Origin of the sequence: Halochromatium glycolicum (assembly GCF_016584085.1) — a bacterium.
Taxonomy (GTDB): Bacteria; Pseudomonadota; Gammaproteobacteria; order Chromatiales; family Chromatiaceae; genus Lamprobacter; species Lamprobacter glycolicus.
Genome location: NZ_NRSJ01000001.1, coordinates 160,001 through 185,753, shown reverse-complemented (window position 1 = coordinate 185,753; position 25,753 = coordinate 160,001). Strand labels below are relative to the sequence as shown.

The window sequence follows — 25,753 nt, the reverse complement described above, 5'->3', positions numbered from 1 at the left end:
CAACCCAGGCCCGAGTGATGCGGTCTGCACCGAGCCGAGCCAAACCCGTCTCCAAATCCGCGCAAGCAGGCAGCGACGCCGCGGCCAAGGGCGCCGCTGTCCGGGCGAGCGCGGCCCGGTTGGTCCATGCGGTGCGGGCCGATGGGCGGTCGCTGACCGACGCCCTCGCTGCAAGCGCGGCGCAACCGGCCGCTCGGGACGAGGCGCTGCTGAGCGAGCTCGCATTCGGAACCTTACGCCTGTTGCCGCGCCTCGAGGCCATCGCCGACCAGCTCTTACAGCGGCCGCTCAAGCCGAACGACCGAATCATCGGCTCGCTGCTCCTGGTCGGCCTCTATCAGTTGATCGCGCTGCGCATCCCGGATCATGCGGCGGTCTCGGCAACGGTCGCGGCGACACGCCAGCTTGAGCGACCACGCGCGGCCGGGCTGATCAACGCCACACTGCGGCGCTTCCAGCGCGAGCGCAGCGAGATCTTGGCCGAGGTCGAGCGCGACGACCAGGCGCATTGGCTTCTGCCGCAGTGGCTCCTGCAGCGTATTCGCCAGGCCTGGCCCAACGACTGGCAGGCGATCGCCACGGCCTCGAGTGGTCGCGGGCCGATGTTCGTGCGCATCAACCCATTGCAGATCGCGCCATCGGCCTATGCGGAGCGTCTCGCAGCCGCTGGCATCGAGGCCGATCCGCTATCAGAACGGCCCGGAGGCCTCAGGCTGCAGCAACCGCTCGCATCGGACAAGCTACCCGGATTCGCCGAAGGGGAGGTCTCGATCCAGGATGCCGGTGCCCAGTGGGCCGCGCCGCTGTTGGCGCCGCAGCCGAGCGAGCGTGTCCTCGACGCCTGCGCCGCCCCTGGCGGCAAGACCGCCCATCTGCTCGAGTATACCGGTGGGCGGCTGGAGCTCACGGCGTTGGATTCAAGCGCCAAACGACTCGAGGCCCTGCGCGCCAACCTCCGCCGCCTTGGCCTAGATGCTCGGGTGCGCATTGGCGATGCCGGCATTCCCGACCCGAGTTGGGCCGATGGCAGCTACCAGCGCATCCTGCTCGACGCGCCCTGCTCGGCAACCGGCGTGATCCGCCGACACCCCGATATCAAATGCCTGCGCCGCGACAAGGACATCGCCGCGCTCGTCCAGACCCAAGCCGCTCTGCTGGACGCCCTCTGGCAGCACCTGGCGCCGAACGGGAAGCTGCTCTATGTTACCTGCTCGTTACTGCCCGACGAGAACGAGGAGCAGATTACGGCCTTTCTCGCGCGTCAGCATGATGCCCGCGAGCGGCCTTTGCCAGCCAAGGTCGGACGGGCGTGCCGCCATGGACGACAACTGCTGCCGACCGAGGAGGGACCAGACGGCTTCTACTTCGCGCTGCTGCAAAAGGACCCAGCGAGCGGTAACGAGACGAGGCCATGACCCTGCTGCGGCCAGTGCATCCGCTCTTGGCAACGCTCGCTTGGTGGGTAATCGGGCTGCTCGTCGCGTGCGTGCAGATCGCAGCCGCCGCCGATGATGGCTTCCGGGTGGTCAGCGCCGAAACGCGCCGGGTGGACGACAGTTATCTCCTCTCGGCCGAGATCGACTATCGTTTCAGTGAGCGGGCGCTGGAGGCGCTCGAGAACGGGGTCCCGCTGACCCTCGAGGTCCATATCCAGGTGCGCGCGGCCGACGCCTGGCTCTGGGACCAGAGCCTGGCCGACCAGCGCCTGCGTTACCGGATTCGCTATAAGCCCCTCTCCGAACGGTACCTGGTCTCCCGGCTTCCAGACGACAAGGGGCGCACCTTTGTGACCCGTCAGGCCGCGATCGCTGCGCTCGGTGAGCTCGACGGGGTCTATCTGGTGAGTGCGCAACGCCTGGCCCCGGAACAGGACTATGAGGTGCGTCTGCGCGCCTCGGTCGATATCGAGGAGCTCCCGCTGCCGCTGCGCCCGATGGCCTACCTGCGCACCGGCTGGAAGCAGAGCACCGGCTGGACCAACTGGCCGCTGACGCCTTGAGCACGCTGACACGACAGTTGCTGCAGCCTGGCACGCTCGCCGTCGGGCTGCTATTGGCGATCCTGATGGTGGCGCTGCACCTGATGACCAGCGCGGTTCAGAACTCCGAGCTGCTGAGTCGGCTGTTCGTGCCGCTGCTCGGATCGGTCTTGGTCGGTCTCTTGGTCCTGGGGACCCTGGTCGGCGCGAACCTGATTCGCCTGATGCGCGCCCTGCGCCATCAGGCCGCCGGTTCCAGGCTGGCAGCGCGGTTGTTGGCAATGTTCGCGCTGATCTCGCTGCTGCCGGTCGGGATTGTCTATTACTACTCGCTGAGCTTCCTGATGCGCGGCATCGACAGCTGGTTCGATGTCGAGATCGATAGCGCGATGGAAGATGCACTGACCCTCAACCAGGCGTCGCTCGATCTCAACCAGCGGGTACTGATGAAGTACAGCAGCCAGATCCTGGCGGGCATTCAGGACCGCTCTGCCACTGCGCTCACGCTGACCCTCGGCGATCTGCGCCGCCAGGCCGGGGCGCTCGAGCTGACCCTGTTCGATCGCAGTGGGCAGGTCCTTGCGACCGCCAGCGATGATCCCCTGCAGCTGGTCCCGGACCAACCCGAGCGCGAGGTGATGCAGGCCGTCCGCCAGGGCATCAATCACGTCGGTCTGGAGCCCGGGGCGAGCGGCGAGCTGGTGGTTCGGGTACTGGTGCGGGACCCGGATGCGCGGCCGTTGCTGCTGCAGGCGATCTTCCCGACCTCGGCCCGGATCAGCGAGCTGGCGAGCCGCCTGGAAGACGCTTACAACCGCTACACGGAGCTCGCCTATCTGCGCCAGTCATTGAAGTTCAGCTTCACGATCACGCTCTCGCTCGTACTGGTGTTCGGCCTCATGGCCGCACTCTTGATCGCCTTCCGCACCGCGAAGGCCCTGACCGCCCCGATCGCCGACATCGCCCACGGCACCCGGGCGATCGCGGCCGGCGATTACGAGCAGCAACTGCCCCTGCCGCCTCAGGACGACGAGCTGGCCTTTCTGGTCGCGTCGTTCAATGCAATGACCAGACGGATCGCCCAAGCGCGCGACGAGGCGGCGCAGAGCCAGCAGGCGGTTGAGCAGCAGCACGCCTACCTGCAGACCTTGCTGGCAAGACTCTCGTCCGGCGTGGTCGCCTTCGATGGCGAGGCGGTCTTGCGTACCAGCAATGACGCGGCCCCACAGATCCTTGGCATCGAGCTCGACGAGAGCGACCCGGTCTCGCTCATCGCACTCGAGGACCGTCACCCAAGGCTTGCGCACTGGTGCGACACCGTCAGACGGCGGATCGCTGACGGTCGCGACTGGCGCGAGGAGGTCACCTTGCTCGGCTCCGATGGCCGCCAGGTCCTGATGTGCCGTGGCAGCCCGTTACCCTCTCCGACCTTCGCGACCGGCGAGGGCCTCGACAACGGTTCCGAGAGCCCGGGCCACGTCGTCGTCTTTGACGATATCACCACGCTGATCCGGGCTCAGCGTGATGCCGCCTGGGGCGAGGTCGCCCGCCGGCTTGCGCACGAGATCAAGAACCCGCTGACGCCGATCCAGCTCTCGGCAGAACGGCTCCGACACAAGTTGCTGCGTAAACTGCCGGATCAGGACGCCCGGGTCGTCGACCGTTCCACGCACACGATCGTGCAGCAGGTCGAGGCGATGAAGGCGATGGTCAACGACTTTTCGAGCTACGCTCGGTTACCTGAGATGCAGCAGGAGCCGTTCGCCTTTGACAATCTGATCAGCGAGGTACTGGAGCTCTATCGCGCCGGCCCGGTCAAGATCGAGCAGGCGCTCGGGGCCGCAGAGGCGATGGTCCGGGGTGACTCGAAACGGCTGCGCCAGGTGCTCCACAACCTGATCAAGAATGCCGCTGAGGCGGTCGAGCAACAGGCTGCTCCCTGGATACGGGTTGCCACCCGGGTGGTCGAAGACAACGAGATGCACTTCGTCGAACTAGCGGTCGAGGACAACGGGGGCGGCATCGAGCCTGAGCTGATCGGGCGGCTGTTCGATCCCTACGTCACCTCGAAAGCGAAAGGCACTGGACTGGGGCTCGCAATCGTGAAGAAGATAATCGAAGAGCACGGCGGTATCATTCGGGCGGATAATACCGAGCAAGGCGCCCGCTTCAGCGCACGCCTCCCCGTCAGCACCGGCTACGGAACACCTCGTCACTCGAGCAGTACGCCGCAAGCAGGAGAACCATGAGCGCCAATCACATCCTGGTCGTCGACGACGAGCCGGACATCCGCGAGACCGTTCAGGACATTCTCGAGGATGAGGGCTACGAGGTCGCGAGCGCCGAAAACGGGGAGAGCGCTCGGCACGCGTTGCGCGACCGGCGCCCCGACCTGATGCTGTTGGACATCTGGATGCCCGACCTCGATGGGATCACGTTGCTCAAGGAATGGTCCGAGAATCAGGGACTCCCTTGCCCGGTGATCATGATGTCCGGCCACGGCAACGTCGAGACCGCGGTCGAGGCAACCCGGCTCGGCGCCTACGACTTCCTCGAGAAGCCCTTGTCGATGGCCAAGCTGCTGCTGACGGTGGAGCGTGCGCTCGAGGCCGACAAGCTGGTGCGCGAGAACGTCGGTCTCCGGCGCCGCCCCGCGCTGGTGCTCGAACCAGCTGGACGGTCGGCGTCGATGCAGCGTCTGCGTGAGCAGGTCAAGCGCATTGCCCAGCATGATACCTGGGTACTGATCACCGGCGAAGCCGGAACCGGGCGCGAGACCTTCGCGCACTATCTGCATACCCAGAGCGCGCGCCGCGAGCGGCCCTTCGTCGATCTCGGTGTCTCGGCGATCGCCCGCGGCAACGCTGCGCGCGAGCTCTTTGGCAGCGAGGAGAATGGCCAGGTGCATTATGGCAGCCTCGAGCAGGCCGCCGGCGGGACCCTGTTCCTGGATGAGGTCGCGGATATGGACCTGGAGGCGCAAGGGCAGTTGCTCGGCGCGCTCGATACTGGCTCCTTCCTCCGGGTCGGCGGCAGCGATCCGGTCGCAATCGATGTGCGCATCGTTGCCGCGACTCAGCGCGACCTCAAAGAGGAGGTGCGCGCCGGAGGCTTCCGCGAGGACCTGTTCTACCACCTGAACGTGGTGCCGTTGCACATCCCGCCGTTGCGCGAGCACCCCGAGGACATTCCGGATCTGCTCAATTACTACGTCGACTATTTCGCCACCCATGAGAAGCTGCCCTACCGCCGCTTCAGCGTCGGCGCTCAGAACTTCCTGCGCAATTACGCCTGGCCCGGCAACATCCGAGAGTTGAAGAACCTGGTCCAGCGCGTGCTGATCCTCGGGGCGGGTGACGAGATCACCCAGAACGAGGTCGAGACCGCCCTCGGCTCCAATCCGCCGGTGCCGAGTCAGCCCCTAGAGGGTCTGGTCTCGTTCGATCAGCCGCTGCGCCAGGCGCGTGAGCAGTTCGAGAAGGCCTACCTCGAGTATCAGCTCGGCAAGCATGCCGGCAACGTGAGCAAGATGGCGAAAGAGGCCGGGATGGAGCGAACCCATCTCTATCGCAAGCTCCGCTCGCTCGGCATCGAGATCAAAGAGCGGCGGTGAAGATCATCATCCTCGGCGCGGGGCAGGTCGGCACCTCGGTGGCCGCCAACCTGGTCAACGAGGCCAACGACATCACGGTCGTCGACACCGACGCGCAGCGCCTGCGCGAGCTCGCCGACCGCTTCGATCTGCGCACCCTGCAGGGCCATGGCGCCCAGCCTGACGTCTTGGCGCGCGCCGGCGGCGAGGACGCCGAGATGATCATCGCGGTGACCAACAGCGACGAGACCAATATGGTCGCCTGCCAGGTCGCCTACACGCTATTCCACACCCCGACCAAGATCGCGCGGGTCCGCGCCCAGGGCTTCCTCGACCAGCACGACAAGCTCTTTGGCGGTGACGCATTCAAGATCGACGTCACGATCAGTCCGGAGCAGCTGGTCACCGACTATATCCTGCGGCTGATCCAAAACCCCGGTGCGCTCCAGGTCACCGACTTCGCCAATGGCCGAGTGCGGCTGGTTGCGGTGCGTGCCTACTATGGGGGCCCGCTGGTCGGCCAAGAGCTGCGCACCCTCTACGAGCACATGCCGCACATCGACGCCCGGGTCGCGGCGATCTATCGCCAGGACCGCGCGATCCAGCCCGAGGGCGATACCGTGATCGAGGCCGATGACGAGGTCTTCTTCGTCGCCGCGCCGCGCCATATCCGGTCAGTGATGAGCGAGCTACGGCGGCTGGAGAAGCCCTATAAGCGCCTGATCTTCGCCGGCGGCGGCAACATCGGCACCCGTCTCGCGCGCGTCACCGAGCGCAACTACCGGGTCAAGGTGATCGAGAGCAACCTCGAGCGCTGCAAGCACATCGCCGAGCTCCTCGAGCGCACCATCGTGCTGCATGGCGACGCCGCAGACGAGGAGCTGCTTCTGGAGGAGAACGTCGAGGATACCGACGTCTTCTGCGCCGTCACCAATGACGACGAGGCCAATATCCTCTCAGCGATGCTCGCGAAACGGCTCGGTGCCCGCAAGGCGATGGCGCTGATCAACCGCACCGCTTATGTCGACCTGGTCCAGAGCGGTCCGATCGATGTCGCGATCTCGCCGCAGCAGGCCACCATCGGCAGTCTGCTCAAACATGTGCGCCGCGGCGATGTCGTGGTCGTGCATTCGCTGCGCCGCGGCGCCGCCGAGGCGATCGAGGCGATCGCACATGGTGATCAAAACTCGTCTAAGGTGGTTGGGCGGCCGATCGATGCAGTCCAGCTGCCGAAGGGGGCGAGCATCGGCGCGATCGTGCGCGAAGACGAGGTCCTGATTGCACACCACGACACCGTCATCCAGTCCGACGATCACGTCGTGCTGTTCCTGCAGGACCGGCTTCGCGTCCCCGAGGTCGAGAAGCTGTTCCAGGTCGGCGTCACCTTCTTCTAAGAATCCCTAACAGAATGCACTCTACGGCCTTAAAGGTCCGCTGCTTATGCGGGCTAGGCGAGCACTTTGATAGGGCCTCTAAGGACGCGGCGGCCGTGATCCGTCCGGACCAACACGCCCGGCGTCTCCCAGCAACCACCCCCTATACCCAAGCCGAACAATCCCCGTAACGAGCCGGATGAAACGCTTCCTGACCGTTCAAAAGGTCCTGGGGCTGCTGCTGATGCTCTTCAGCGTGACCATGCTTCCGCCTGCCGTGGTCTCGCTGATCTATCGCGACGGAGCCGGACTGCCTTTCCTCTATGCGTTCGCACTGATCCTCGGACTCGGCTTTCTGATCTGGCTGCCGTCGATGCGTGCCAGTCATGAGCTTAGGGTGCGCGATGGTTTCCTCGTCGTGGTGCTGTTCTGGGTCGTGCTCGGTCTGTCAGGGGCGATCCCATTCTGGCTCTCGGACGAGCCGGAGCTCTCGTTGACCAATTCGGTGTTCGAGTCCTTGTCCGGCCTGACGACCACCGGCGCCACGGTCATCCTGGGCATCGATAACCTGCCGCACTCGATGCTCTGGTATCGCCAGCAACTGCAGTGGCTCGGCGGCATGGGCATCATCGTGCTCGCGGTCGCGGTGCTGCCGATGCTCGGCATCGGCGGGATGCAGCTCTATCGCGCCGAGACGCCCGGCCCGATGAAGGACACCAAGCTCACGCCGCGTATCACCGAAACGGCGAAGGCGCTCTGGTACATCTATCTCTGGCTGACGGTCAGCTGCGCCCTCGCCTACTGGCTGGCCGGCATGAGCTCGTTCGACGCCATCGGGCACGCGTTCTCCACAGTCGCGATCGGCGGCTTCTCGACCCACGACGAGAGCATCGGATACTTCGACAGCACCCTGATCGAGATGATTGCGGTGCTGTTCATGCTCCTGTCGGGCATGAACTTCGCGCTGCATTTTCTGGCGCTGCGGCGGCGCAACCTCGGCGTCTATGCACAGGACAGCGAGCTGCGCTTCTATCTGTTCCTGATGATCGTGGTCACCGTCATCGTCACGGTCGCCTTGTTCTACACCAACACCTACATCGACTGGGAAGAATCCTTCACCCACGCGCTGTTTCAGACCGTCTCGATCGGGACCACGACCGGATTTACCACTGCGGCCTTCTATTACTGGCCGCCCTTCATCGAGATCCTGTTGATCTTCCTGGCCTTCATCGGCGGCTGCGCAGGCTCGACCGGCGGCGGGATCAAGGTCATCCGTTTTCTGTTGCTCATCAAGCAAGGGCTGCGCGAGATCGGACGTCTGATCCACCCGAATGCGCAGCTACCCGTGCGCATCGGCGGCAAGGTCGTCAACCATCGTGTCGTCGATGCGGTCTGGGGGTTCTTCTCGCTCTATGTCGCGACCTTTACGCTGATGTACCTCGGCCTCGCCGCAACCGGGCTCGACCTGCTCACGGCCTTTTCCGCGGTCGCTGCCTGCATCAACAACCTCGGCCCGGGCCTCGCCACCGTCGGTGCCCATTACTTCGGCATGCACGACGTCGGGATCTGGATTCTCTGCGTCGCGATGCTGCTCGGTAGGCTCGAGATCTTCACACTCTTGGTCTTGCTGAGCCCGGCCTTCTGGCGCCGCTGAGCACTGCCGATCGCTGTGGGGCCAGCCCCGCGGGCCGCCCTCAGGGGGCCTATCAAAACGGCCGCTTGACTCGCGCAAGCTTCTGATCCAGTTGGTCTCAGGATGATCTAATCGGCGTCAGGGGCTTAGAGATCATGAGCCTGTTCAGCTGGTCAGGCGTTTTGATTGGGTCTCTTGATGTTCGGGCGCGCTGCTCGCCAAGCGGGGTGGCGCGGTGCCGGGCATCGGAAACCGATCCTGGTCAGACGGTCATGGCTCTGGCTTTGGCCCGCTGCTTGAGCTCGGCGATGCGCCTTGGCACCGTCTCGCTGTGTTTCTGGGACGCCTCGAGCTCCTCTGCGAACAGCGACAACTGGGCCCGATCGACCTGGGCCAACAGGCGACCGAAGATCACGTTGATCTCGCCGCCCTCCAGTTCTGCCGTCGCTCGCAGCGCCTCGTCGAGGTCCATCTCCGGGACCTGCCGCTCGAGCTCGCGCAGACGGTCGACCACGTTGCGCACCTGCGGGTCGCGCACGCTGGGAATGAAGCAGAGGTCAGGCCCTGCTGTGACGTGGAACAGACAGGTCAGCATGATCCGTCCGTGCTCCATCTCCTCCTCGCTCAGGTCCTGGAACAGCGCGGCGGCATCGGCGTCCTCCGCAAACCGTTCCGCCATGGCGGCATAGAGGCGCGCAACACGAAACTCCATGAGCGCCGAGCACTTATAGGCATTGCCGAGCGCCCCCGAGGCGGGGGTTGCATGCTTGCGGTAGTGATCGACCAGATGCTCGAGTAACGTCTTGCGTTTATCCAGCAGCATCCCGACGTAGACGTTCAATCCAAACAGCTGGATGATCTTGCCGGGATGCCGCAGACAATAACTACGATCGATCACCGCTTGCATCGGTCAATCCTCCTCAGGCCCCTCTTGTTCTCCTCCGGCCGATGATAGACCAAGCCTCACCGGCCTGGTGGGTCTAATCCGCAGGGATGACCAACCATCGATATCGGAGTCCAGCATGAGCATCATCGATAACCTAGAGGCGATGCGCTCGCGCGGACAGGATTCGGCGATCCTGCGCTACAGCCTCGGCAACGAGTATTTGAAGCAAGGCGAGATCGAGTCCGCGCTGACCCATCTTGCCGAAGCGGTGCGACAAGACCCAGGCTACTCGGCCGCCTGGAAGCTCTATGGCAAGACACTCGCCCAGAACGAGCAGCACACGGAGGCGGTGACCGCACTGGAGAGGGGAATTGACGTGGCCGAGTCGAAGGGGGATGCGCAAGCAGCCAAGGAGATGCGCGTCTTCCTCAAGCGCGCCCGCGCAGCGCTGGATCAGGGATGACTCGGCCGCTCAGCGCGACCGCCAGCGGGACCTTTGCTCGCAAGCACTCCGGTTTGCCAGGCTCAGCACCGCCTCAGACGACTGCCGGAACAGCCCGTACCGCATGCGTCGGATCTTCGATTGTCTTCCAGGCATATCGCGTCGGTAACAGAGCCGGGCTCTGCGGCCAGCCGCACGATGAAGACGGCGAGCCTGACCGGGTTTCGGCAAGCGGGTCTGGCCGCTCAGACCCCGCCTTCCGACTCACCCTGCGCATCCTTCTGGTCAGTAACGACTGCTGCAAACGAGCCCTGCTGGACGCGCACCGCAATCCTTGTCCCAACGGGAACCTGCTCCTGGCTCCGCACGAGCTCCCCGCTCTGGGCATCCGTCACAAGCGCATACCCGCGCGCCAGGGTCGATAACGGGCTCCGGGCCTGCAAACCGGCGGCGAGTGCCGCAACGCGGTGTCGGCGCTGCATGACGGAGCCTGTCACGGCCGCGGCCAGGCGCTCCCTTGCCCATGCAACCCGTCCGACCTGCTCACGCAGCCGGCCGAGTGGCGAGGCGGTGCGCAAACGCTGCTGCGAGCGCTCGAGCTGCTGCGATGCCGCGGCCAGCCTTCGGCCGACCGCCTGTTCAAGGCGGCGCGTTAGCTCATCGACGCGCTGAATCCACTGCTCGAGCCGAGCACGCGGGTGGAGCAGCTGGAGATGGCGGCGCAGCGCCAGGAACCGCTGCGATGCGGCCGAAAGCCGATGGCGCAGCGTGCGCGCAAGACGTATCTCGAGCAGACCGAGCCGATGCCGCGCATCGGCCGCATCGGGCGCAACCAGGGCCGCTGCTGCAGAGGGCGTCGCACCGCGCTGATCGGCGACCAGGTCCGCGATGCTGAGATCGACCTCATGACCGATCCCGGTCACGATGGGGAGTTGCGAAGCCGCGATCGCCCGAGCCAGACCCTCGTCGTTGAAAGGCATCAGGTCTTCCAGCGAGCCACCGCCGCGCGCGATGATCAGCACATCGCAGTCCCGACGCCGATTGGCAAGCTCGACTGCTGCAATCAGTCCCGCTGCCGCCTGAGCCCCCTGAACACCAGCGGGATAGATCAGCACCGGCAGCAACGGAAACCGCCGCGCCAGCACCGTCAGCAGATCCTGCAACGCTGCCCCACTCGCGGAGGTGATCAAGCCGACCTGGCGTGGATAGAGCGGCAGGCTCTGTTTTCGCGACTCAGCGAACAGCCCCTCGTCAGCGAGACGTTGCTTGAGCTGCTCCAGTTGCCGGCGCAGCAGACCATCACCAGCCGCCTCCATCTGCTCAACGATGAGCTGATAGTCACCGCGCGGCTCGTAGAGCCCAACGCGGGCGCGCACCAGCACTTGCTGGCCGTTGCTCGGCTTCAGGGTAAGCAGCCGCCGCTTGCTGCGAAACAGCGCGCAGCGTACCTGCGACGCACCATCCTTGAGGCTGAAATACAGATGCCCAGACGCAGGCTGCGAAAGGTTCGACAGCTCCCCTTGGACCCAGAGCAGCGGGAAGCTGCCATCGAGAACCGCGCGCACCTCGGCATTCAACCGCGAGACGCTGTAGAGATCGCGCGAGAAATCGATCACTGGTGGTGAGGCGGGCACCGCCATTCAGGCAGGCCACCGAAGAGCAGGCCTCGGCGGAGAGAGCGCTAGGGCCAGCGCGACCTGCGCCCACCCGAGTAGGGTGGTCCCTGCGCTGCCCGCACGTCGGGATTGCCTCGTCCGCGTTGATTTTTTATGATGTGAAGTTAACTTTTTGGAATCTAACCACCCCAGATTCCAGCCGGCGGCCCCACCCCGGCATTGTCCCAAGCTGCGAGGTTCCGTCATGCGCCTGCTCGAGGAAGCCCTCACCTTCGACGACGTGCTGCTCGTCCCAGCGCACTCCGCGGTCGCCCCGAATGCGGTCGACCTCAGCACCCGTCTGACCCGTGAGATCGAGCTCAAGATCCCGCTGGTCTCGGCGGCCATGGACACCGTGACGGAAGCACGGCTCGCGATTGCAATGGCGCTTGAAGGTGGCATCGGTATCGTCCACAAGAACATGTCAGCCGAGCGTCAGGCGCGCGAAGTGCTGGCAGTCAAGAAGTATGAGAGCGGCATCATACGCGACCCGATCACGGTCACGCCCGAGATCAGCATTGGGGAGGTACTGGCGCTGACACGGGCGCACAACATCTCTGGCGTTCCGGTGACCGAGGGCGGTCAGCTTGCCGGCATCGTCACCGGTCGCGATCTGCGCTTCGAACGCCGGATGGATGCGCCGGTTTCGGCGATCATGACGCCGCGAGAGCGGTTGGTCACGGTCAAGGAGGGGGCGAGCCGCGATGAGGTGGTAAACCTTCTGCACCAGCACCGGATCGAGAAGCTCCTCGTCGTGAATGATGACTTCGAGCTACGCGGTCTGATCACGGTCAAGGACATCCAAAAGGCGACCGATTTCCCGAAGGCGTCGCGCGACGGCCATGAGCGGCTGCGAGTCGGGGCGGCGGTCGCGGTCGGCCAGGGCACCGATGAGCGCGTCACGGCGCTGGTCGAGGCCGGGGTCGACGTGCTGGTCGTCGACACCGCGCACGGTCACTCGCAGGGTGTATTGGACCGCGTGCGCTGGATCAAGCACCATTTCCCCGAGGTCCAGGTGATCGGTGGGAACATCGCGACCGCCGATGCGGCGGTGGCCCTGGTCGAAGCCGGCGCCGATGCGGTCAAGGTCGGGATCGGGCCTGGCTCGATCTGCACGACTCGGATCGTCGCTGGCGTCGGCGTACCGCAGATCACCGCGGTCAGCAACGTAACCGAGGCGCTTGAAGGCACCGGGGTGCCGCTGATCGCCGATGGCGGACTGCGTTTCTCCGGTGATGTCGCCAAGGTGATCGCCGCCGGCGCGCACAGCGTCATGGTCGGCGGCCTGTTCGCTGGCACCGACGAGGCGCCGGGCGAGGTCGAGATCTATCAGGGCCGCTCCTACAAGTCCTACCGCGGGATGGGCTCGCTGGGAGCGATGGGGCAGAAGGACGGCTCCAGCGACCGCTACTTCCAGGAACAGACCGACAAAGAGAAGCTGGTGCCCGAAGGGATCGAAGGCCGGGTGCCGTACAAGGGGAGCGTGCTCAATGTCACCACCCAGCTCGTCGGCGGGCTGGCCTCTAGCATGGGGTATACCGGCTGCCGGACGATCGACGAGATGCGCACCAAGCCGCAGTTCGTGCGCGTCAGTGCCGCCGGCATGCGCGAATCGCATGTCCATGACGTGCAGATCACCAAGGAAGCGCCGAACTATCGGATCGACAACTGAGGATGAAGCACCTTTCAGCGGCTGTCCGACCCTCCAGAAATCGCGCCGTGATCTCGGCGCGACCGGTCGCGTCAGCTCGGGGCAGTACATGATGGACAAATCCTTAGAAGCCCTAACAGAATGCCCCTACGGCCTAGCAAATCAGCAGCTTGTGCAGGCTAGCCAGGCATTTTGAGAAGGCCCCTTAGGAGCCCAAACGTTCATGGCCCGGCGCCACCCCGAACGATCGATTTCGCGTGATTCACGGTAATAAAACGGTCTCTGGAGCCAGTTGGATCAGAAGCTTACGCGAGTCAAGCGGCTGTGTTGATCGGATCGCTTCGGATCAGCCTGATCGGGCTTTTCAAGGAACCGGCGCGGCGTCCCGGCCCGCGTCGCCTGGAGCAGTCCAGAACCTCGTTTCTACCCGGGTCTGCCGTTCGAGCACCAGATGGCGAATATCCATGCCGACCGCATCCTGATCCTTGACTTCGGGTCGCAGTACAGTCAGTTGATCGCACGCCGCGTGCGCGAGGCCGGCGTCTACTGCGAGCTGCATCCCTGGGATCTCGACGACGAGACCGTGCGCGCGTTCGCGCCCTCGGGCGTCATCCTCTCAGGCGGCCCGCAGTCGGCCCATGCCCAGGCAACGGCCCGTGTCTCGTCAGCGATCTTCGAGCTGGGCGCACCAGTGCTCGGCATCTGCTACGGGATGCAGACGATGGCTGCACAGCTCGGTGGAGAGGTTGCGGCCTCGCAGCAGCGCGAGTATGGCTATGCCCAGGTGCGCGCACGCGGCCACTCGCGGTTGCTGCGCGATATCGAGGATCATGCCAGCCCCGAGGGCTATGGGCTGCTCGATGTCTGGATGAGCCATGGTGACCGGGTCGAGGCCCTGCCGCCCGGCTTCTCGGTGATCGCCGAAACCGACAATGCGCCGCTCGCTGGCATCGCCGACGAAGCGCGCGGCTTCTATGGGGTTCAGTTCCACCCCGAGGTCACCCACACCCGCCAGGGCCAGCGCATCATCGAGCGCTTTTGTCATGAGATCTGCGGCTGCGGTCGACTCTGGACCCCGTCGAACATCATCGAGGAGGCGGTGCACGCGGTTCGCGAGCAAACGGGCGATGACGAGGTGCTGCTCGGGCTCTCCGGCGGCGTCGACTCCTCGGTGGTCGCGGCATTGCTGCACCGAGCCATCGGCGATCGACTGACCTGCATCTTCGTCGACAACGGCTTGCTGCGCCAGGGCGAGGGCGATCAGGTGATGGCGACCTTCGCTCGCCACATGGGCGTGCGGGTCAAACGGGTCGATGCCGAGACCCAATTCCTGGACCGATTGGCAGGCATCGAGGACCCGGAAGAGAAGCGCAAGCGCATCGGTAACACCTTCATCGAGGTGTTCGAGGCCGAGGCCGCGATGCTCCCAGGCGTCAAATGGCTGGCCCAAGGGACGATCTATCCCGACGTGATCGAATCGGCCGGCGCCAAGACCGGTCAGGCCAAGGTGATCAAGTCGCATCACAACGTCGGCGGCCTGCCGGAGCGGATGCGCCTCGGCCTGGTCGAGCCTTTGCGCGAACTGTTCAAGGACGAGGTCCGCAAGATCGGCATCGAGCTCGGACTGCCGGCCGAGATGGTCTACCGGCACCCGTTCCCGGGCCCGGGCCTGGGCGTGCGTATCCTCGGCGAGGTGCGCAAGGAGTACGCCGACACCTTGCGACGTGCCGATCACATCTTCATCGAAGAGCTGCGCACGGCCGAGCTCTACGATCAGGTCTCACAGGCGTTCGCGGTCTTTCTGCCCGTCCGCTCGGTCGGCGTCGTCGGCGATAACCGTTGCTACGAGCACGTGATCGCGCTGCGAGCCGTCGAGACCATCGACTTCATGACCGCACGCTGGGCGGCGCATCTGCCCTACCCGTTCCTGGACCAGGTCAGCCGCCGCATCGTCAACGAGGTGCCCAGGGTCTCGCGGGTCGTTTACGACATCACCGGCAAGCCGCCCGGGACGATCGAGTGGGAGTGACGTTAGAGGCGGCGGTCGCAGACCCTGCTGGCGACCGATCGGTGGCAGCCGACCCGCTCCGCGACGCATTCTTTATGGAGCAAGCGATCGCGCTGGCCGAATGCGCAGCGCAGCACGATGAGGTGCCGGTCGGCGCATTGGTAGTGCGCGACGGCGCGATCCTCGGTCAAGGCTGGAACTGTCCGATCGCGACCCATGACCCGACAGCGCATGCCGAGGTCCAGGCCCTGCGCGAGGCCGGGCAGCGCATCGGCAATTATCGTTTGCCGGGCTGCGATCTATACGTGACACTCGAGCCCTGCCCGATGTGTGCCGGCGCAATCGTCCATGCTCGGTTGCGACGGGTGATCTTCGGCGCAACGGACCCGAAGGCCGGTGCCTGCGGGTCAGTATTCAATCTGCTGCCAACCGATTCCCGCTTCAACCACCATACCGCTTGTACCGGCGGCGTGGCCGCAGAGCGCTGCAGCGCTCAGCTCAAGGCATTCTTCCGCGCCCGGCGTTAGCCTGCCCAGCCAGCTCGGTAGCGGGGCACTTCAGCAGGGACCAGCCGAGGCCATTTTGCGGTATCATTTAAGGTTATGCCCGCGCGGGAGCCGACACCGGCCCGTCGTTTGACGCCCCGGACCAGCAGGTCAACCACCGCCCTAAGGCGATTGCCGGAAAAGCTCGTACCGAATTGCGCAGGATTTTCGTTTGCCTTCGAGGAGCGTCGCCGGGAGCATAGCCGGGCTATGTGACCGGCGGCGCGACGAAGAAGGCGAGCGAAAAGACCAGCAAGGCGGTATGAGCTTTGACAGAAATCGCCTAAACCCATCGCGTCGCCGCTTCGAGCCCCGACGACTGGAGATGCTTGTGCTCCGATGATCAAGCTTCGAACCTATATCTACATCGATTCCCTGCAACCGCAGCTCGCCGAATACCTCGGGACCGTCTCTCAGGGATTCCTCCCGGTGCCGGGCGATGCCTGCATGTGGATCGAGGTGTCCCCGGGCATGGCGGTACACCGTTTGACCGATGTCGCATTGAAGGCGACCCGGGTTCACCTTGGTCAGCAGGTGGTCGAGCGCGCCTTTGGGTCGATGGTGATCCATCAGCGTGATCAGAGCGACGTCATCGAGGCCGGGCATGCCGTGTTGCGGACCCTGCGCGCACGCGAGGACGATCGGCAAAAGTGTCGCATCGCCTGGAACGAGGTGATCCGAGCGATGACTCCTGATCATACGGTGCTGATCAACCGACAGAATCGCCGCGGGTCAATGATCCTTCCCGGCCAGAGCATGTTCATTCTCGAGACCGAGCCGGCCGGCTACATCGTCTACGCCGCCAATGAGGCAGAGAAGGCCGCCAACATCACCCTGATCGACGTGCGCGCCGTCGGTGCGTTCGGCCGCCTAACCCTCTCCGGACGGGAGTCGGATATCGACACCGCTGGTCAGGCAGCGGTCAGCGCGGTACGCGCGCTATCCGGTAGCGAGCGACCGAGCTCGAGTGCACACTGAACAGCATCACATCCGAGCCGTTGGGTCCTTGATCAAGCACGGAGTCCCCATTGCTGGGACAGAGCGCACTGAGAAGCCGTAGCAGAATCGCTCCTGCGGCAAAATCAATCAGGAGCTTGCGCGAGTCTAGTGGACATTGTGGTAGGGATTCTACGAAGTCCGACCAGAGTGTGTTCTTGATTCTGATGGCGACCCCAAGCGGCAAGACTGCGTTGCCCCCGACCTCAGGTTACCCAGCCCGCTTGCGAAAGCTTAGGAAGTAGTTACCGTCGAGCTGCACAGGTTCCTCCACCAGCTCGAATCCGGCGGCGCGAACCTCCTTGATCACCTGCGCGCGACCAGCACGCACATGGCCCATGACCCAGGCGCTGCTGAAACCGGGAAGACGACGGAAGTCGATCACAGCAAGCGTGCCGTCAGGCCTCAGGGCACGATGGATCGATGCCAGCATCGCGTGCGGATATTCGAAATGATGGTAGGTATCCGCGATGAATACCAGATCGACGCTTGCAGCAGGCAATTCGACGCTTTGCTGAGTGTTGACGATACCGATCACATTCTCCAGTCCGGCGGCGCGCGCCCGCTCGCGAATCGCTTCGACGAATGGCCGCGAGATATCGACCGCGTAGACGCGTCCTTCAGGACCCACTCGAGAGGCGAAGAGCATCGTAAAGAGACCGGTCCCCGCACCGACGTCAGCGACATCGGCGCCAGGACGCAGCGCGAGCGCGTCAACGATCTCCTGACGGCGATCGAACAGTTCGCGACCCGGCCTCTCGAAGACCTCCAGCCAACGCGCCGGATCGGCGTCATGGTAGTAGGCATTGATCTCGGGACCGACAACGCGTCCTGTTTCCGGCCCCGTGTCGCCGGCGCGGACAAGGGTCGTCGACAGCGCGATGGCAATGGCAAGGCTGATGTGTACGATAGAGCTCATAGGTGAACGGGTCTCTTCAGAACCATTTTTGAGGCAAACTGAACCGAGTGTGCGTTTCCGCAGACCCTCCGAGGAAGCGCGAAGATAGACCGAGGACAGCCCGAAGACAGCCCCGAAACAACATGGCCACCCAAGCCTTCGATCATGCGACTGCGCGCCTGCATAGCGGCCGGATGTTCCTGACGCCGAGCGCACCCACGGCTCGCGCGCCCCTGCAGCGACTCGCGCACGAACTTCGAGCCGCCGGACTGCTCGGCGAAGCCCGGGCCGGCGCAGCCAACCGCTATCAGGCCGGCGCAGGCCTATTCGAGCTCATCGCATTCACGGGTTGCGCGGTGCAGCTTGGACCGGAGAGCAACCTGCCTCCGGCATTAGAGATCCAGCTTGAAGGTCCGTTCGCTATCCCTCAACGACGCAGCGGTCGGAATGCGCGCGCACCGCGCTGCCCTGTCTGCGGCAAGGCACTCGCGAACTGGCGGCAACAGCTCTGCGACAGCACGAGTGTTGGGCAGCCTGCAAACTCCGAGGATTCCCTAAGATGCGAGGCCTGCAGTGCCCTCGAGCCTGGCTGGGCGTGGAATTGGGGGCGCCATGCTGGCTATGGATCGCTTTTTGTCGCACTCGAACCGGTCTTTCCGGGAGAAGGCCAACCGCTGCCCAAGCTCTTCGTCGTGCTCGAAGCCATCGGGATTGGGCGTTGGCATCAATTCTATGTGCAGGAGTGAAGGCATCCGTTCGAAGGGCTCAGAGAGCGGCCCGTCGGGCCATCGTAATTAGCTGCTTTGCGAGTCAAGCAATGGCTTTGTTGGGGCGTCTAAACCGAGACCTTGAGCTTAGAATGGGACCTGGTCAAGGCTATCCCGTCCGGCAGCGCGACCTCCATGCTGATCGGCAAATGGTCCGATAGCGCGTAGTCGAGCACACGCGCACTGTCGATCTTCAGCGGGCTCGAAACGAGGATGTGATCGAGGTTTCGGGCAGGACGCCAACTCGGAAACGTCTTGAGCTCACAGTCGAGTCCGCGCAACCCAGCGGCCGAAACGGCCATCCGAAACATGCGTGAGTTGCAGCCGCAGTTGAAGTCCCCCATCAGTACGATCAGTCTGTAGTGACGAGCGACGTCAACGAGATAATCCAGTTGCCGCCGCTGGGCGCGGCGGCCGAGCGCCAAGTGAAGCACGCAGACCACGAAGGGTTCGTGTGCCGTGGTTTCGAATTCCACCAGCATTGCCCCGCGACCGGGCAAGCCAGGCAGTTTGTGCTCGGTGACGGCCGCAGGGCGGATGCGACTGAGCAAGCCGTTACTATGTCGGGCGAGAAGACCGATCTCGCGGTTGACCTGTGACAACCAATAGGGGTACCCGGCTTGGTGAGCCAGATATTGGGACTGGTCGATGTAACCGCTGCGCAGGCTACCCGCATCGACCTCTTGCAGGCCGACGATATCGAACCCCTGGAGCAGAGTGCCGATGCTGGCGAGATTCCGTTGCCGCCCAGCGTGAGGCACCAAGTGCTTCCAGCTATTCGCGACATAGTCACGATAGCGGCGGGATTCGATCCCAGCCTGGATATTGTATGTGAGCAGCCGGAGGCGATTCACATCGTGCGCGCAAGCGGCCACAGGCTATGCCACTCGGGGCACCGGGGCAGCGTACGCGCTCGCGCCAGGGCCTGCGGGGATCGGTGCAACCTTCGCGGATGCGGGCTCCCGCGAGACCGCAACCGCGAGCGCGCCTCGATCGCGCCGCGACGCCTTTACTGGGAGAGCCCCTCGATGTAGGCAGCGACGGCCGCGATCTCCTCGTCGGTCAGATTGGCCGCGACGCCACGCATCATCCCGTTCGGATCATTCGCCCGTTCGGTTGCCCGGAAATGCGTCAAGGTCTGGGCGGTGTATTCGGAGAACTGACCCGAAATCCTTGGAAACTTCGCAAGGTTGCTGCCGAGCCCTGCCGGACCGTGACAGCCGGAGCAGGCCGGCACGCCTGTCTCGGGGTTTCCTGCTCGATACAGCTTTTCACCCTTCTTGACCAGTTCGGCGTCGGCTGTCCCCTCGGATTGCTCAAGCGAAGAGTAGTAAGCAGCGAGGTTACGCATCTCCTCATCGGTCAGCGGCATCGCCATCGGCGACATCTGCGCATTCCACCGCTCATTCTGTTTGAAATTCTTCAGCTGCTTGTAGATATACCGCTGGTGTTGCCCGGCGAGCTTCGGCCACAGCGGTTGCCCGGGGGTACCGTTACCATCGAGGCCGTGACAGGCCTGACAAATCTGCCCGGCCTTTTCCTTGCCTTTCTCCGGGTTACCGCCAAGCTCGGTGGAGAGTGTGCTTGACGCCACGGCGGGCCCGGCGGCCAACGAGACCAAAATAGCAGAGGAAAGGGTTCCGGCGATCAGCGATATCTTCATGTTCACTACCGTTGCGTCGATGTTCGTGGATGGCGGGCCACCGGCTCCAGCCTTGACCATGCAAATCCGAATATGTATATCAGAAATTAGCAATTTTGGTCAATGCGCAGGGCCCTGACGCCCTGCCTGCTTCGTGCTCATTGGCGGCGTCGCGAGCTGGCGGCGCAGCGCCTGGACGATCTCTTCGGCGGGTGTTGCGTGATCGAGTACATCCACCAATGCCCCATTGGCGTCGATGAGATAGGTATACGCCGAGTGGTCGACCAGGTAGCCCATCGCCGATCCTGGCTGCTCACTTCGTTGGTAGGCAGCGCCATACTTGGCCGCCACGGCGGACACCTCGCGCTCGGCACCGGTGACACCAATGATGCTCGGATGAAAGTAGGCAACATAATCAGCGAGATGTTCCGGTGCGTCCCGCTGCGGGTCGACGCTCACGAAGATCGGCTGGACGCGCTCGAGCTCGTCAGGGGTCAGTGCGCGCAGCGCGAGCGCAATGATCGCGAGATTAGTCGGACAGATATCCGGGCAGGTCGTATAACCGAAGTAGAGCAAGACCACCTTCCCACGCAGATCATCCAGGCGGACCGGCCCGTTCGCCGAAACCAACTGGAAATCCCCGCCAGCCGGGGGCGCGTTGAGATCGAGCCGCGCATGCCGGCCCGGCGCATCGCCGGCCGGACTCCACAGCAGCGTCAGCCAAACCAATGTTGCACTCAATAGCGCAATCGCGCCCAAGAGCAGGTGCTTCGACATGGTTCAACGCGGGGGGTGACGAACGGGACAAGGCGACCCAGCTGACGGAGACCGCGGTCCACCGCAGCATCGCCGGCAAGAAGGTGGCGAGATGGCAGTCGAATCCATGCCTTCAGATCGCTGTTGCACGATGCTTGATCGCCAGCTCGATGTAATGCTGGGCCGCGTAGTCGAGGTATTCGAGCTCTAAGTCGGTCAACGTTCTGGACGGCTTGGCAGGCGAGCCGATATACATGAAGCCGCTCTGCAGGACCTTCCCGGGAGGGACGAGTGAGCCAGCCGCGAGCATGAGCCGAGGCCTTAGCACGGCGCGGTCAAGTACGGTGGCACCGATACCGATCAGGCAGTGATCCTGTACCTCGCAACCGTGCAGGGTCGCGTGATGGCCGATGGTGACGCGCTCGTGAACGATGGTCGGCGCACCGCCCGGCAGGAAGCGGGAGTCATGGGACACATGCAGCACGCTCCCGTCCTGGACATTGCTGCCGGCGCCAACGTGGATTCGATGAATGTCGCCGCGGAGTACCGCCGTTGGCCAGATCGACGCCTGCTCGCCGATCTCGACATCGCCGATCACAACCGCGGCCTCGTCAATCCACGCATCAGGGGCGATGCGCGGCTCAAGCCCTTGATAACTCCGTACGTTGGTCATCGTGCTGCCCTGGAAACCTCATCGGCGGTCGCTTCAACTTGCATGCTATCACGACCCCTTCGCCGCCCTGTGGTTCCGCGGCGTCTCTGCTATCCTCTGGATCGTCCGCGCCAATCGACCCCAGCATCCGACCTGCCCATGCCGCCGTTCCTGTTCGCCCTCGGTCTCTTTCTGCTCACCGTTGCGGGAGCCAGCCAGGCACAATCGCCCTTCGTCTTCGGCCCCGAAGAGGTTGTTCCAAAGAGCGTCAAGCCTGGCAAGAAATGGACTGAAGGTCGGGTGGAGGAGCTTCCAGCTTGGCCAGCGGATCAAGACCTAATCAGGCTGTCGCTGGACCAGGCATCCCCCCGCTTCACCTACTACCTCGACCGTGCGAGCCTCGAGGTCGGTTCGGACCAGGTTGTGCGCTATGTACTCGTCGCTGAAACCAGCAACGGCAGCCGCAACCTTAGCTTCGAAGGTATCCGGTGCACCCCGAACGGCGCCCATCGAACCTACGCGTTTGGTCATGCCGGGCGCTTCGAGTGGATCGAAGGCGACGACGACTGGCAACCGATCGACCGATCTGGTGCCGATCCCGCTCGCTATGAGCTCTGGCGCCATTACCTTTGCGTGCCACGGCTGTTTCAACCGCGACCGAAGTCTGAGCAGGTCCGGCTGCTCCGAAGCGGGCGTGTGCCAGAGCTCGAAAACCGCGGCTTCTTGACGAACTGACGGCGCTGTTTGAAAGCGCACCCGCCGAGTCGCATCGTCTGCGTATGCCACGCAGGTTTGCTACCAACCCCTCCGCCGTGACCCGATTCGGAACTGAACGCATCTGCTAGCCGAATCAGGCCCAATTGGCGACAGCCTTTTTGACCGAAACGATGGAAAACCCACTGCTCGAAGACCGGGTTCACCCGGCCTTCACCCGCATGACGCCGGAGCATGTCGAGCCGGCAATCGATACCCTGATCGCCGAGGGGCGGCGCCTGATTGCGGCCCTGACCCAGGATATCGACTCCGCAACCTGGGACAGCTTCGTTCAGCCGATCGAGGAAGAGGATGACCGCCTCGCCCGCGCTTGGTCACCCATCAGTCACTTGAACGCGGTCATGAGCTCCGATGCGCTGCGTGCCGCGTACAACGCATGTCTTCCGAAGCTGAGCGCCTATGCAACCGAGGTGGGTCACAACGAGAAGCTCTATCGCGGTTATCAGCGTGTTGCCGAGACCGATGATCTCGATCCCGCGCAGCGAAAGATGCTGGCGAACGCGCTGCGGGACATGCATCTTGCCGGTGTTGACCTAGCCAAAGAGGCGAAGGCGCGTTTCAAAGAGATCAGTAGCGAGCTATCCCGGCTGACCAGCCAATTCGAGGAAAACCTTCTCGACGCCACCAACGCCTGGTTCAAGCACATCACCGACCCGGATCACATCGCCGGTCTTCCGGAGTCGACGATCGCACTTGCCAAGCATTTGGCGGAAGAGCGGGAGCTTGATGGTTGGGTATTAACCCTGGACATCCCCTCCTACCTCCCAGTGATGAAGTACGCCGAGGACAGGGCGCTTCGCCGGGAGATCTACGAGGCCTATACGACGCGCGCATCGGATCAGGGACCGAACGCCGGTCAGTGGGATAACAGCCAAATCATCGAAGCGATATTGGCGCTCCGCCATGAACAGGCTCAACTACTCTGCTTCAGCAACTTTGCTGAGGTATCACTCGAGCCCAAGATGGCGCGGAGCACCGATGACGTCATGGCCTTTCTGAACGATCTCGCCCGCCGCTCGGCGCCTCAGGCACGGCGAGAGCTCGAAGAGGTCCAAGGCTTTGCCAGTGAACATGGCGGGCCCGCAAGGTTAGAGGCCTGGGACATACCCTATTTATTGGTCCGAACGACTGCGGCAGACACGCTATGCGATCAGCGAGGAGGAGCTTAAGCCTTATTTCAGCCTCGATCGCGTCTTGGACGGGATGTTCACGATCGCTAATCGTCTATTCGATGTCCGGATCAGCGCGACCGAGCAGCCCGAGCTCTGGCATCCAGCGGTGCGCTTCTACGAGGTCCGAGATCACAATGACGAGCGGGTGGCTCAGTTCTATCTCGACCCCTTCGCGCGACAGAAAAAGCGTGGCGGCGCTTGGATGGATGTCTGCACGAACCGACTCACGAGTCGTCGGAGACGACAGCTCCCCACGGCGTACTTGGTCTGCAACTTCACGCCTCCAATCGAGGGCCTACCGACACTCCTGACGCACGATGAGGTTCAGACCCTGTTCCATGAATTCGGCCACGGCCTCCATCACATGCTGACCCGGGTCGATTACCCCGCTGTCGCCGGCATCAACGGCGTGGCCTGGGATGCAGTCGAACTTCCGAGCCAGTTCCTCGAGAACTGGTGTTGGGAGCGCGAAGCCCTCGACCTCTTTGCCTTCCATTGGGAGACAGGCGAGCCGCTTCCGCAGTCGCTTTACGAACGACTCCGATCCGCCCGTCATTTCCAAACAGCGCTGCAAACGGTGCGACAGCTCGAGTTCGCGCTCTTCGACTTCCGGCTGCACCTCGAATACGCCCCGGAGCAAGGAGCGCGCGTCGCCGAGCTACTTGAAGAGATTCGAAGTGACATCTCGCCGATTCGTCCGCCGGCATTCAACCGGTTTGCGAACGGCTTTTCGCACATCTTCGCGGGCGGGTACGCCGCCGGCTACTACAGCTACAAATGGGCCGAGCTCCTATCTGCGGACGCCTTTTCGCTCTTCGAGGAGCGCGGCGTCCTCGACCCGGCCAGCGGTCGGGCATTCCGGGAGCACATTCTTGAGAAAGGCGGCTCTGAAGACCCAATGTCCCTCTATATCGCCTTCCGCGGTCGAGAGCCACGGATCGAAGCGTTGCTTCGGCAGGCCGGGATCGAGGATGCGAAAGCCGCATAGCACGCTGAGGGACCGCCCAATAAAAAAGCCCACCCTCAATCGAGGGTAGGCTTCGTTGCCCGAAGGCGAATAACCCCTGGCGGTGACCTACTTTCGCATGGGGAGGCCCCACACTATCATCGGCGATGCACCGTTTCACTTCTGAGTTCGGCATGGGATCAGGTGGTTCCAGTGCTCTGTGGCCGCCAGGAAAAACGGAGGCGCATCGGCACTTGAGCCGATGGCCTGTAAACGGTGTGATCGCGGGCGCGCACGGACGTGCGAGTGTGCAGCAGCCCAAAATGTTTGGGTGTTATATGGTCAAGCCACACGGTCAATTAGTACGGGTTAGCTTCATCGGTTACCCGACTTCCACATCCCGCCTATCAACGTCGTGGTCTTCGACGGACCTTCAGGGACCTCAAGGGTCCAGGGAGACCTGATCTTGGGAGGGGCTTCCCGCTTAGATGCCTTCAGCGGTTATCCCGTCCGTACATAGCTACCCGGCAGTGCCACTGGCGTGACAACCGGAACACCAGAGGTACGTCCACTCCGGTCCTCTCGTACTAGGAGCAGCTTCCCTCAAGTCTCCAACGCCCACGGCAGATAGGGACCGAACTGTCTCACGACGTTCTAAACCCAGCTCGCGTACCACTTTAAATGGCGAACAGCCATACCCTTGGGACCGACTTCAGCCCCAGGATGTGATGAGCCGACATCGAGGTGCCAAACACCGCCGTCGATATGAACTCTTGGGCGGTATCAGCCTGTTATCCCCGGAGTACCTTTTATCCGTTGAGCGATGGCCCTTCCATACAGGACCACCGGATCACTAAAGCCTGCTTTCGCACCTGCTCGACGTGTCTGTCTCGCAGTCAAGCACCCTTCTGCTTTTGCACTCATTGCACGATTTCCGACCGTGCTGAGGGTACCTTCGCGCTCCTCCGTTACGCTTTGGGAGGAGACCGCCCCAGTCAAACTACCCACCATGCACTGTCCCTGACCCGGATCACGGGCCGAGGTTAGAACTTCAAACATACCAGGGTGGTATTTCAAGGATGGCTCCACGGCAACTGGCGTCGCCGCTTCAAAGCCTCCCACCTATCCTACACAAGTAGGTTCAAAGTCCAGTGCAAAGCTGTAGTAAAGGTTCACGGGGTCTTTCCGTCTAGCCGCGGGTACTCGGCATCTTGACCGAGATTTCAATTTCACTGAGTCTCTGGTGGAGACAGTGCCGCCATCGTTACGCCATTCGTGCAGGTCGGAACTTACCCGACAAGGAATTTCGCTACCTTAGGACCGTTATAGTTACGGCCGCCGTTTACCGGGGCTTCGATCAAGGGCTTCTCCGAAGATAACCCCATCA

20 protein-coding genes, 2 rRNA genes and 1 pseudogene (1 of these 23 only partly in view) are annotated in these 25,753 nt (G+C 63.4%); 14 read left to right on the top strand and 9 right to left on the bottom strand.

What is annotated here, in order from left to right; genetic code table 11:
• The first annotated feature begins 17 nt into the window (after window positions 1-17).
• The 6 genes from rsmB to CKO40_RS00750 all read left to right on the top strand — a co-directional run bounded on the left by rsmB (window position 18) and on the right by CKO40_RS00750 (window position 8,597).
• A complete protein-coding gene (gene rsmB, locus CKO40_RS00775; protein ID WP_200343796.1) occupies window positions 18-1,415 on the top strand; it encodes a 16S rRNA (cytosine(967)-C(5))-methyltransferase RsmB in 1,398 nt (465 codons plus the stop codon).
• The gene (locus tag CKO40_RS00770) at window positions 1,412-1,999 is read left to right on the top strand and encodes a DUF4390 domain-containing protein (protein WP_200343794.1); all 588 of its coding nucleotides are present in this window, start codon (window positions 1,412-1,414) and stop codon (window positions 1,997-1,999) included. Before rsmB ends, CKO40_RS00770 begins: the two co-directional genes overlap by 4 nt.
• Window positions 1,996-4,227: a sensor histidine kinase gene (locus CKO40_RS00765; RefSeq protein ID WP_276570752.1), complete on the top strand. Its 2,232-nt coding sequence runs from the start codon at window positions 1,996-1,998 to the stop codon at window positions 4,225-4,227. Before CKO40_RS00770 ends, CKO40_RS00765 begins: the two co-directional genes overlap by 4 nt.
• Window positions 4,224-5,591, top strand: a complete 1,368-nt coding sequence (locus CKO40_RS00760) for a sigma-54-dependent transcriptional regulator (RefSeq protein WP_200343792.1) — start codon at window positions 4,224-4,226, stop codon at window positions 5,589-5,591. Before CKO40_RS00765 ends, CKO40_RS00760 begins: the two co-directional genes overlap by 4 nt.
• Window positions 5,588-6,964, top strand: a complete 1,377-nt coding sequence (gene trkA, locus CKO40_RS00755) for a Trk system potassium transporter TrkA (protein WP_200343790.1) — start codon at window positions 5,588-5,590, stop codon at window positions 6,962-6,964. Before CKO40_RS00760 ends, trkA begins: the two co-directional genes overlap by 4 nt.
• Before the next feature lie 178 nt (window positions 6,965-7,142).
• Complete coding sequence (locus CKO40_RS00750) at window positions 7,143-8,597, top strand: TrkH family potassium uptake protein (protein WP_200343788.1); 1,455 nt, start codon at window positions 7,143-7,145, stop codon at window positions 8,595-8,597.
• Between the two features lie 241 nt (window positions 8,598-8,838).
• On the opposite strand, the gene CKO40_RS00745 is transcribed toward CKO40_RS00750, so the two are convergent.
• Complete coding sequence (locus CKO40_RS00745; RefSeq protein ID WP_200343786.1) at window positions 8,839-9,483, bottom strand: ferritin family protein; 645 nt, start codon at window positions 9,481-9,483, stop codon at window positions 8,839-8,841.
• Window positions 9,484-9,598: 115 nt separating this feature from the next.
• On the opposite strand from CKO40_RS00745, the gene CKO40_RS00740 reads away from it, so the two are divergent.
• Window positions 9,599-9,925, top strand: a complete 327-nt coding sequence (locus CKO40_RS00740; RefSeq protein WP_200343784.1) for a tetratricopeptide repeat protein — start codon at window positions 9,599-9,601, stop codon at window positions 9,923-9,925.
• A gap of 224 nt (window positions 9,926-10,149) precedes the next feature.
• On the opposite strand, the gene xseA is transcribed toward CKO40_RS00740, so the two are convergent.
• Window positions 10,150-11,544: an exodeoxyribonuclease VII large subunit gene (gene xseA, locus CKO40_RS00735; RefSeq protein ID WP_200343783.1), complete on the bottom strand. Its 1,395-nt coding sequence runs from the start codon at window positions 11,542-11,544 to the stop codon at window positions 10,150-10,152.
• A gap of 220 nt (window positions 11,545-11,764) precedes the next feature.
• Between xseA and guaB the strand changes: the two genes are divergently transcribed.
• From guaB to CKO40_RS00715, 4 genes are all read left to right on the top strand, one after another.
• The gene (guaB, locus tag CKO40_RS00730) at window positions 11,765-13,231 is read left to right on the top strand and encodes an IMP dehydrogenase (protein WP_200343782.1); all 1,467 of its coding nucleotides are present in this window, start codon (window positions 11,765-11,767) and stop codon (window positions 13,229-13,231) included.
• Between the two features lie 430 nt (window positions 13,232-13,661).
• Window positions 13,662-15,239: a glutamine-hydrolyzing GMP synthase gene (gene guaA, locus CKO40_RS00725; RefSeq protein ID WP_200343781.1), complete on the top strand. Its 1,578-nt coding sequence runs from the start codon at window positions 13,662-13,664 to the stop codon at window positions 15,237-15,239.
• 41 nt (window positions 15,240-15,280) lie between these two features.
• Window positions 15,281-15,745 (top strand): tRNA adenosine(34) deaminase TadA, encoded by a 465-nt coding sequence (tadA, locus tag CKO40_RS00720; RefSeq protein WP_338074088.1) that lies wholly within the window; start codon window positions 15,281-15,283, stop codon window positions 15,743-15,745.
• Window positions 15,746-16,102: 357 nt separating this feature from the next.
• Window positions 16,103-16,741 carry a BMC domain-containing protein gene (locus CKO40_RS00715; RefSeq protein ID WP_200343780.1) on the top strand — a complete coding sequence of 213 codons (639 nt, stop codon included), beginning with the start codon at window positions 16,103-16,105 and terminating at the stop codon, window positions 16,739-16,741.
• A 229-nt stretch (window positions 16,742-16,970) separates the two neighbouring features.
• Here CKO40_RS00715 and CKO40_RS00710 read toward each other — a convergent pair whose 3' ends face one another.
• Entirely contained in the window at window positions 16,971-17,480 is a 510-nt protein-coding gene (locus CKO40_RS00710) for a class I SAM-dependent methyltransferase (RefSeq protein WP_420827348.1), read from the bottom strand.
• Between the two features lie 320 nt (window positions 17,481-17,800).
• On the opposite strand from CKO40_RS00710, the gene CKO40_RS00705 reads away from it, so the two are divergent.
• Complete coding sequence (locus CKO40_RS00705) at window positions 17,801-18,403, top strand: hypothetical protein (RefSeq protein WP_200343778.1); 603 nt, start codon at window positions 17,801-17,803, stop codon at window positions 18,401-18,403.
• An 89-nt stretch (window positions 18,404-18,492) separates the two neighbouring features.
• Here CKO40_RS00705 and CKO40_RS00700 read toward each other — a convergent pair whose 3' ends face one another.
• The 4 genes from CKO40_RS00700 to CKO40_RS00685 all read right to left on the bottom strand — a co-directional run bounded on the left by CKO40_RS00700 (window position 18,493) and on the right by CKO40_RS00685 (window position 21,495).
• Window positions 18,493-19,278, bottom strand: coding sequence for an endonuclease/exonuclease/phosphatase family protein (locus CKO40_RS00700; RefSeq protein WP_200343942.1), 786 nt, complete (start codon window positions 19,276-19,278; stop codon window positions 18,493-18,495).
• A 155-nt stretch (window positions 19,279-19,433) separates the two neighbouring features.
• Window positions 19,434-20,087, bottom strand: a complete 654-nt coding sequence (locus CKO40_RS00695; protein WP_200343777.1) for a c-type cytochrome — start codon at window positions 20,085-20,087, stop codon at window positions 19,434-19,436.
• 99 nt (window positions 20,088-20,186) lie between these two features.
• The gene (locus CKO40_RS00690) at window positions 20,187-20,843 is read right to left on the bottom strand and encodes an SCO family protein (RefSeq protein WP_200343775.1); all 657 of its coding nucleotides are present in this window, start codon (window positions 20,841-20,843) and stop codon (window positions 20,187-20,189) included.
• A gap of 112 nt (window positions 20,844-20,955) precedes the next feature.
• Window positions 20,956-21,495: a gamma carbonic anhydrase family protein gene (locus tag CKO40_RS00685; RefSeq protein ID WP_200343773.1), complete on the bottom strand. Its 540-nt coding sequence runs from the start codon at window positions 21,493-21,495 to the stop codon at window positions 20,956-20,958.
• A gap of 138 nt (window positions 21,496-21,633) precedes the next feature.
• Between CKO40_RS00685 and CKO40_RS00680 the strand changes: the two genes are divergently transcribed.
• Both CKO40_RS00680 and CKO40_RS00675 read left to right on the top strand, forming a co-directional pair.
• A complete protein-coding gene (locus CKO40_RS00680; RefSeq protein WP_200343771.1) occupies window positions 21,634-22,209 on the top strand; it encodes a CNP1-like family protein in 576 nt (191 codons plus the stop codon).
• 152 nt (window positions 22,210-22,361) lie between these two features.
• Window positions 22,362-24,408 (top strand): annotated as a pseudogene (locus CKO40_RS00675) (M3 family metallopeptidase).
• 74 nt (window positions 24,409-24,482) lie between these two features.
• Here CKO40_RS00675 and rrf read toward each other — a convergent pair.
• Window positions 24,483-24,598, bottom strand: a 5S ribosomal RNA gene (gene rrf / locus CKO40_RS00670).
• 106 nt (window positions 24,599-24,704) lie between these two features.
• Window positions 24,705-25,753: ribosomal RNA gene (locus tag CKO40_RS00665) — 23S ribosomal RNA — on the bottom strand (it continues 1,834 nt past the right edge of the window).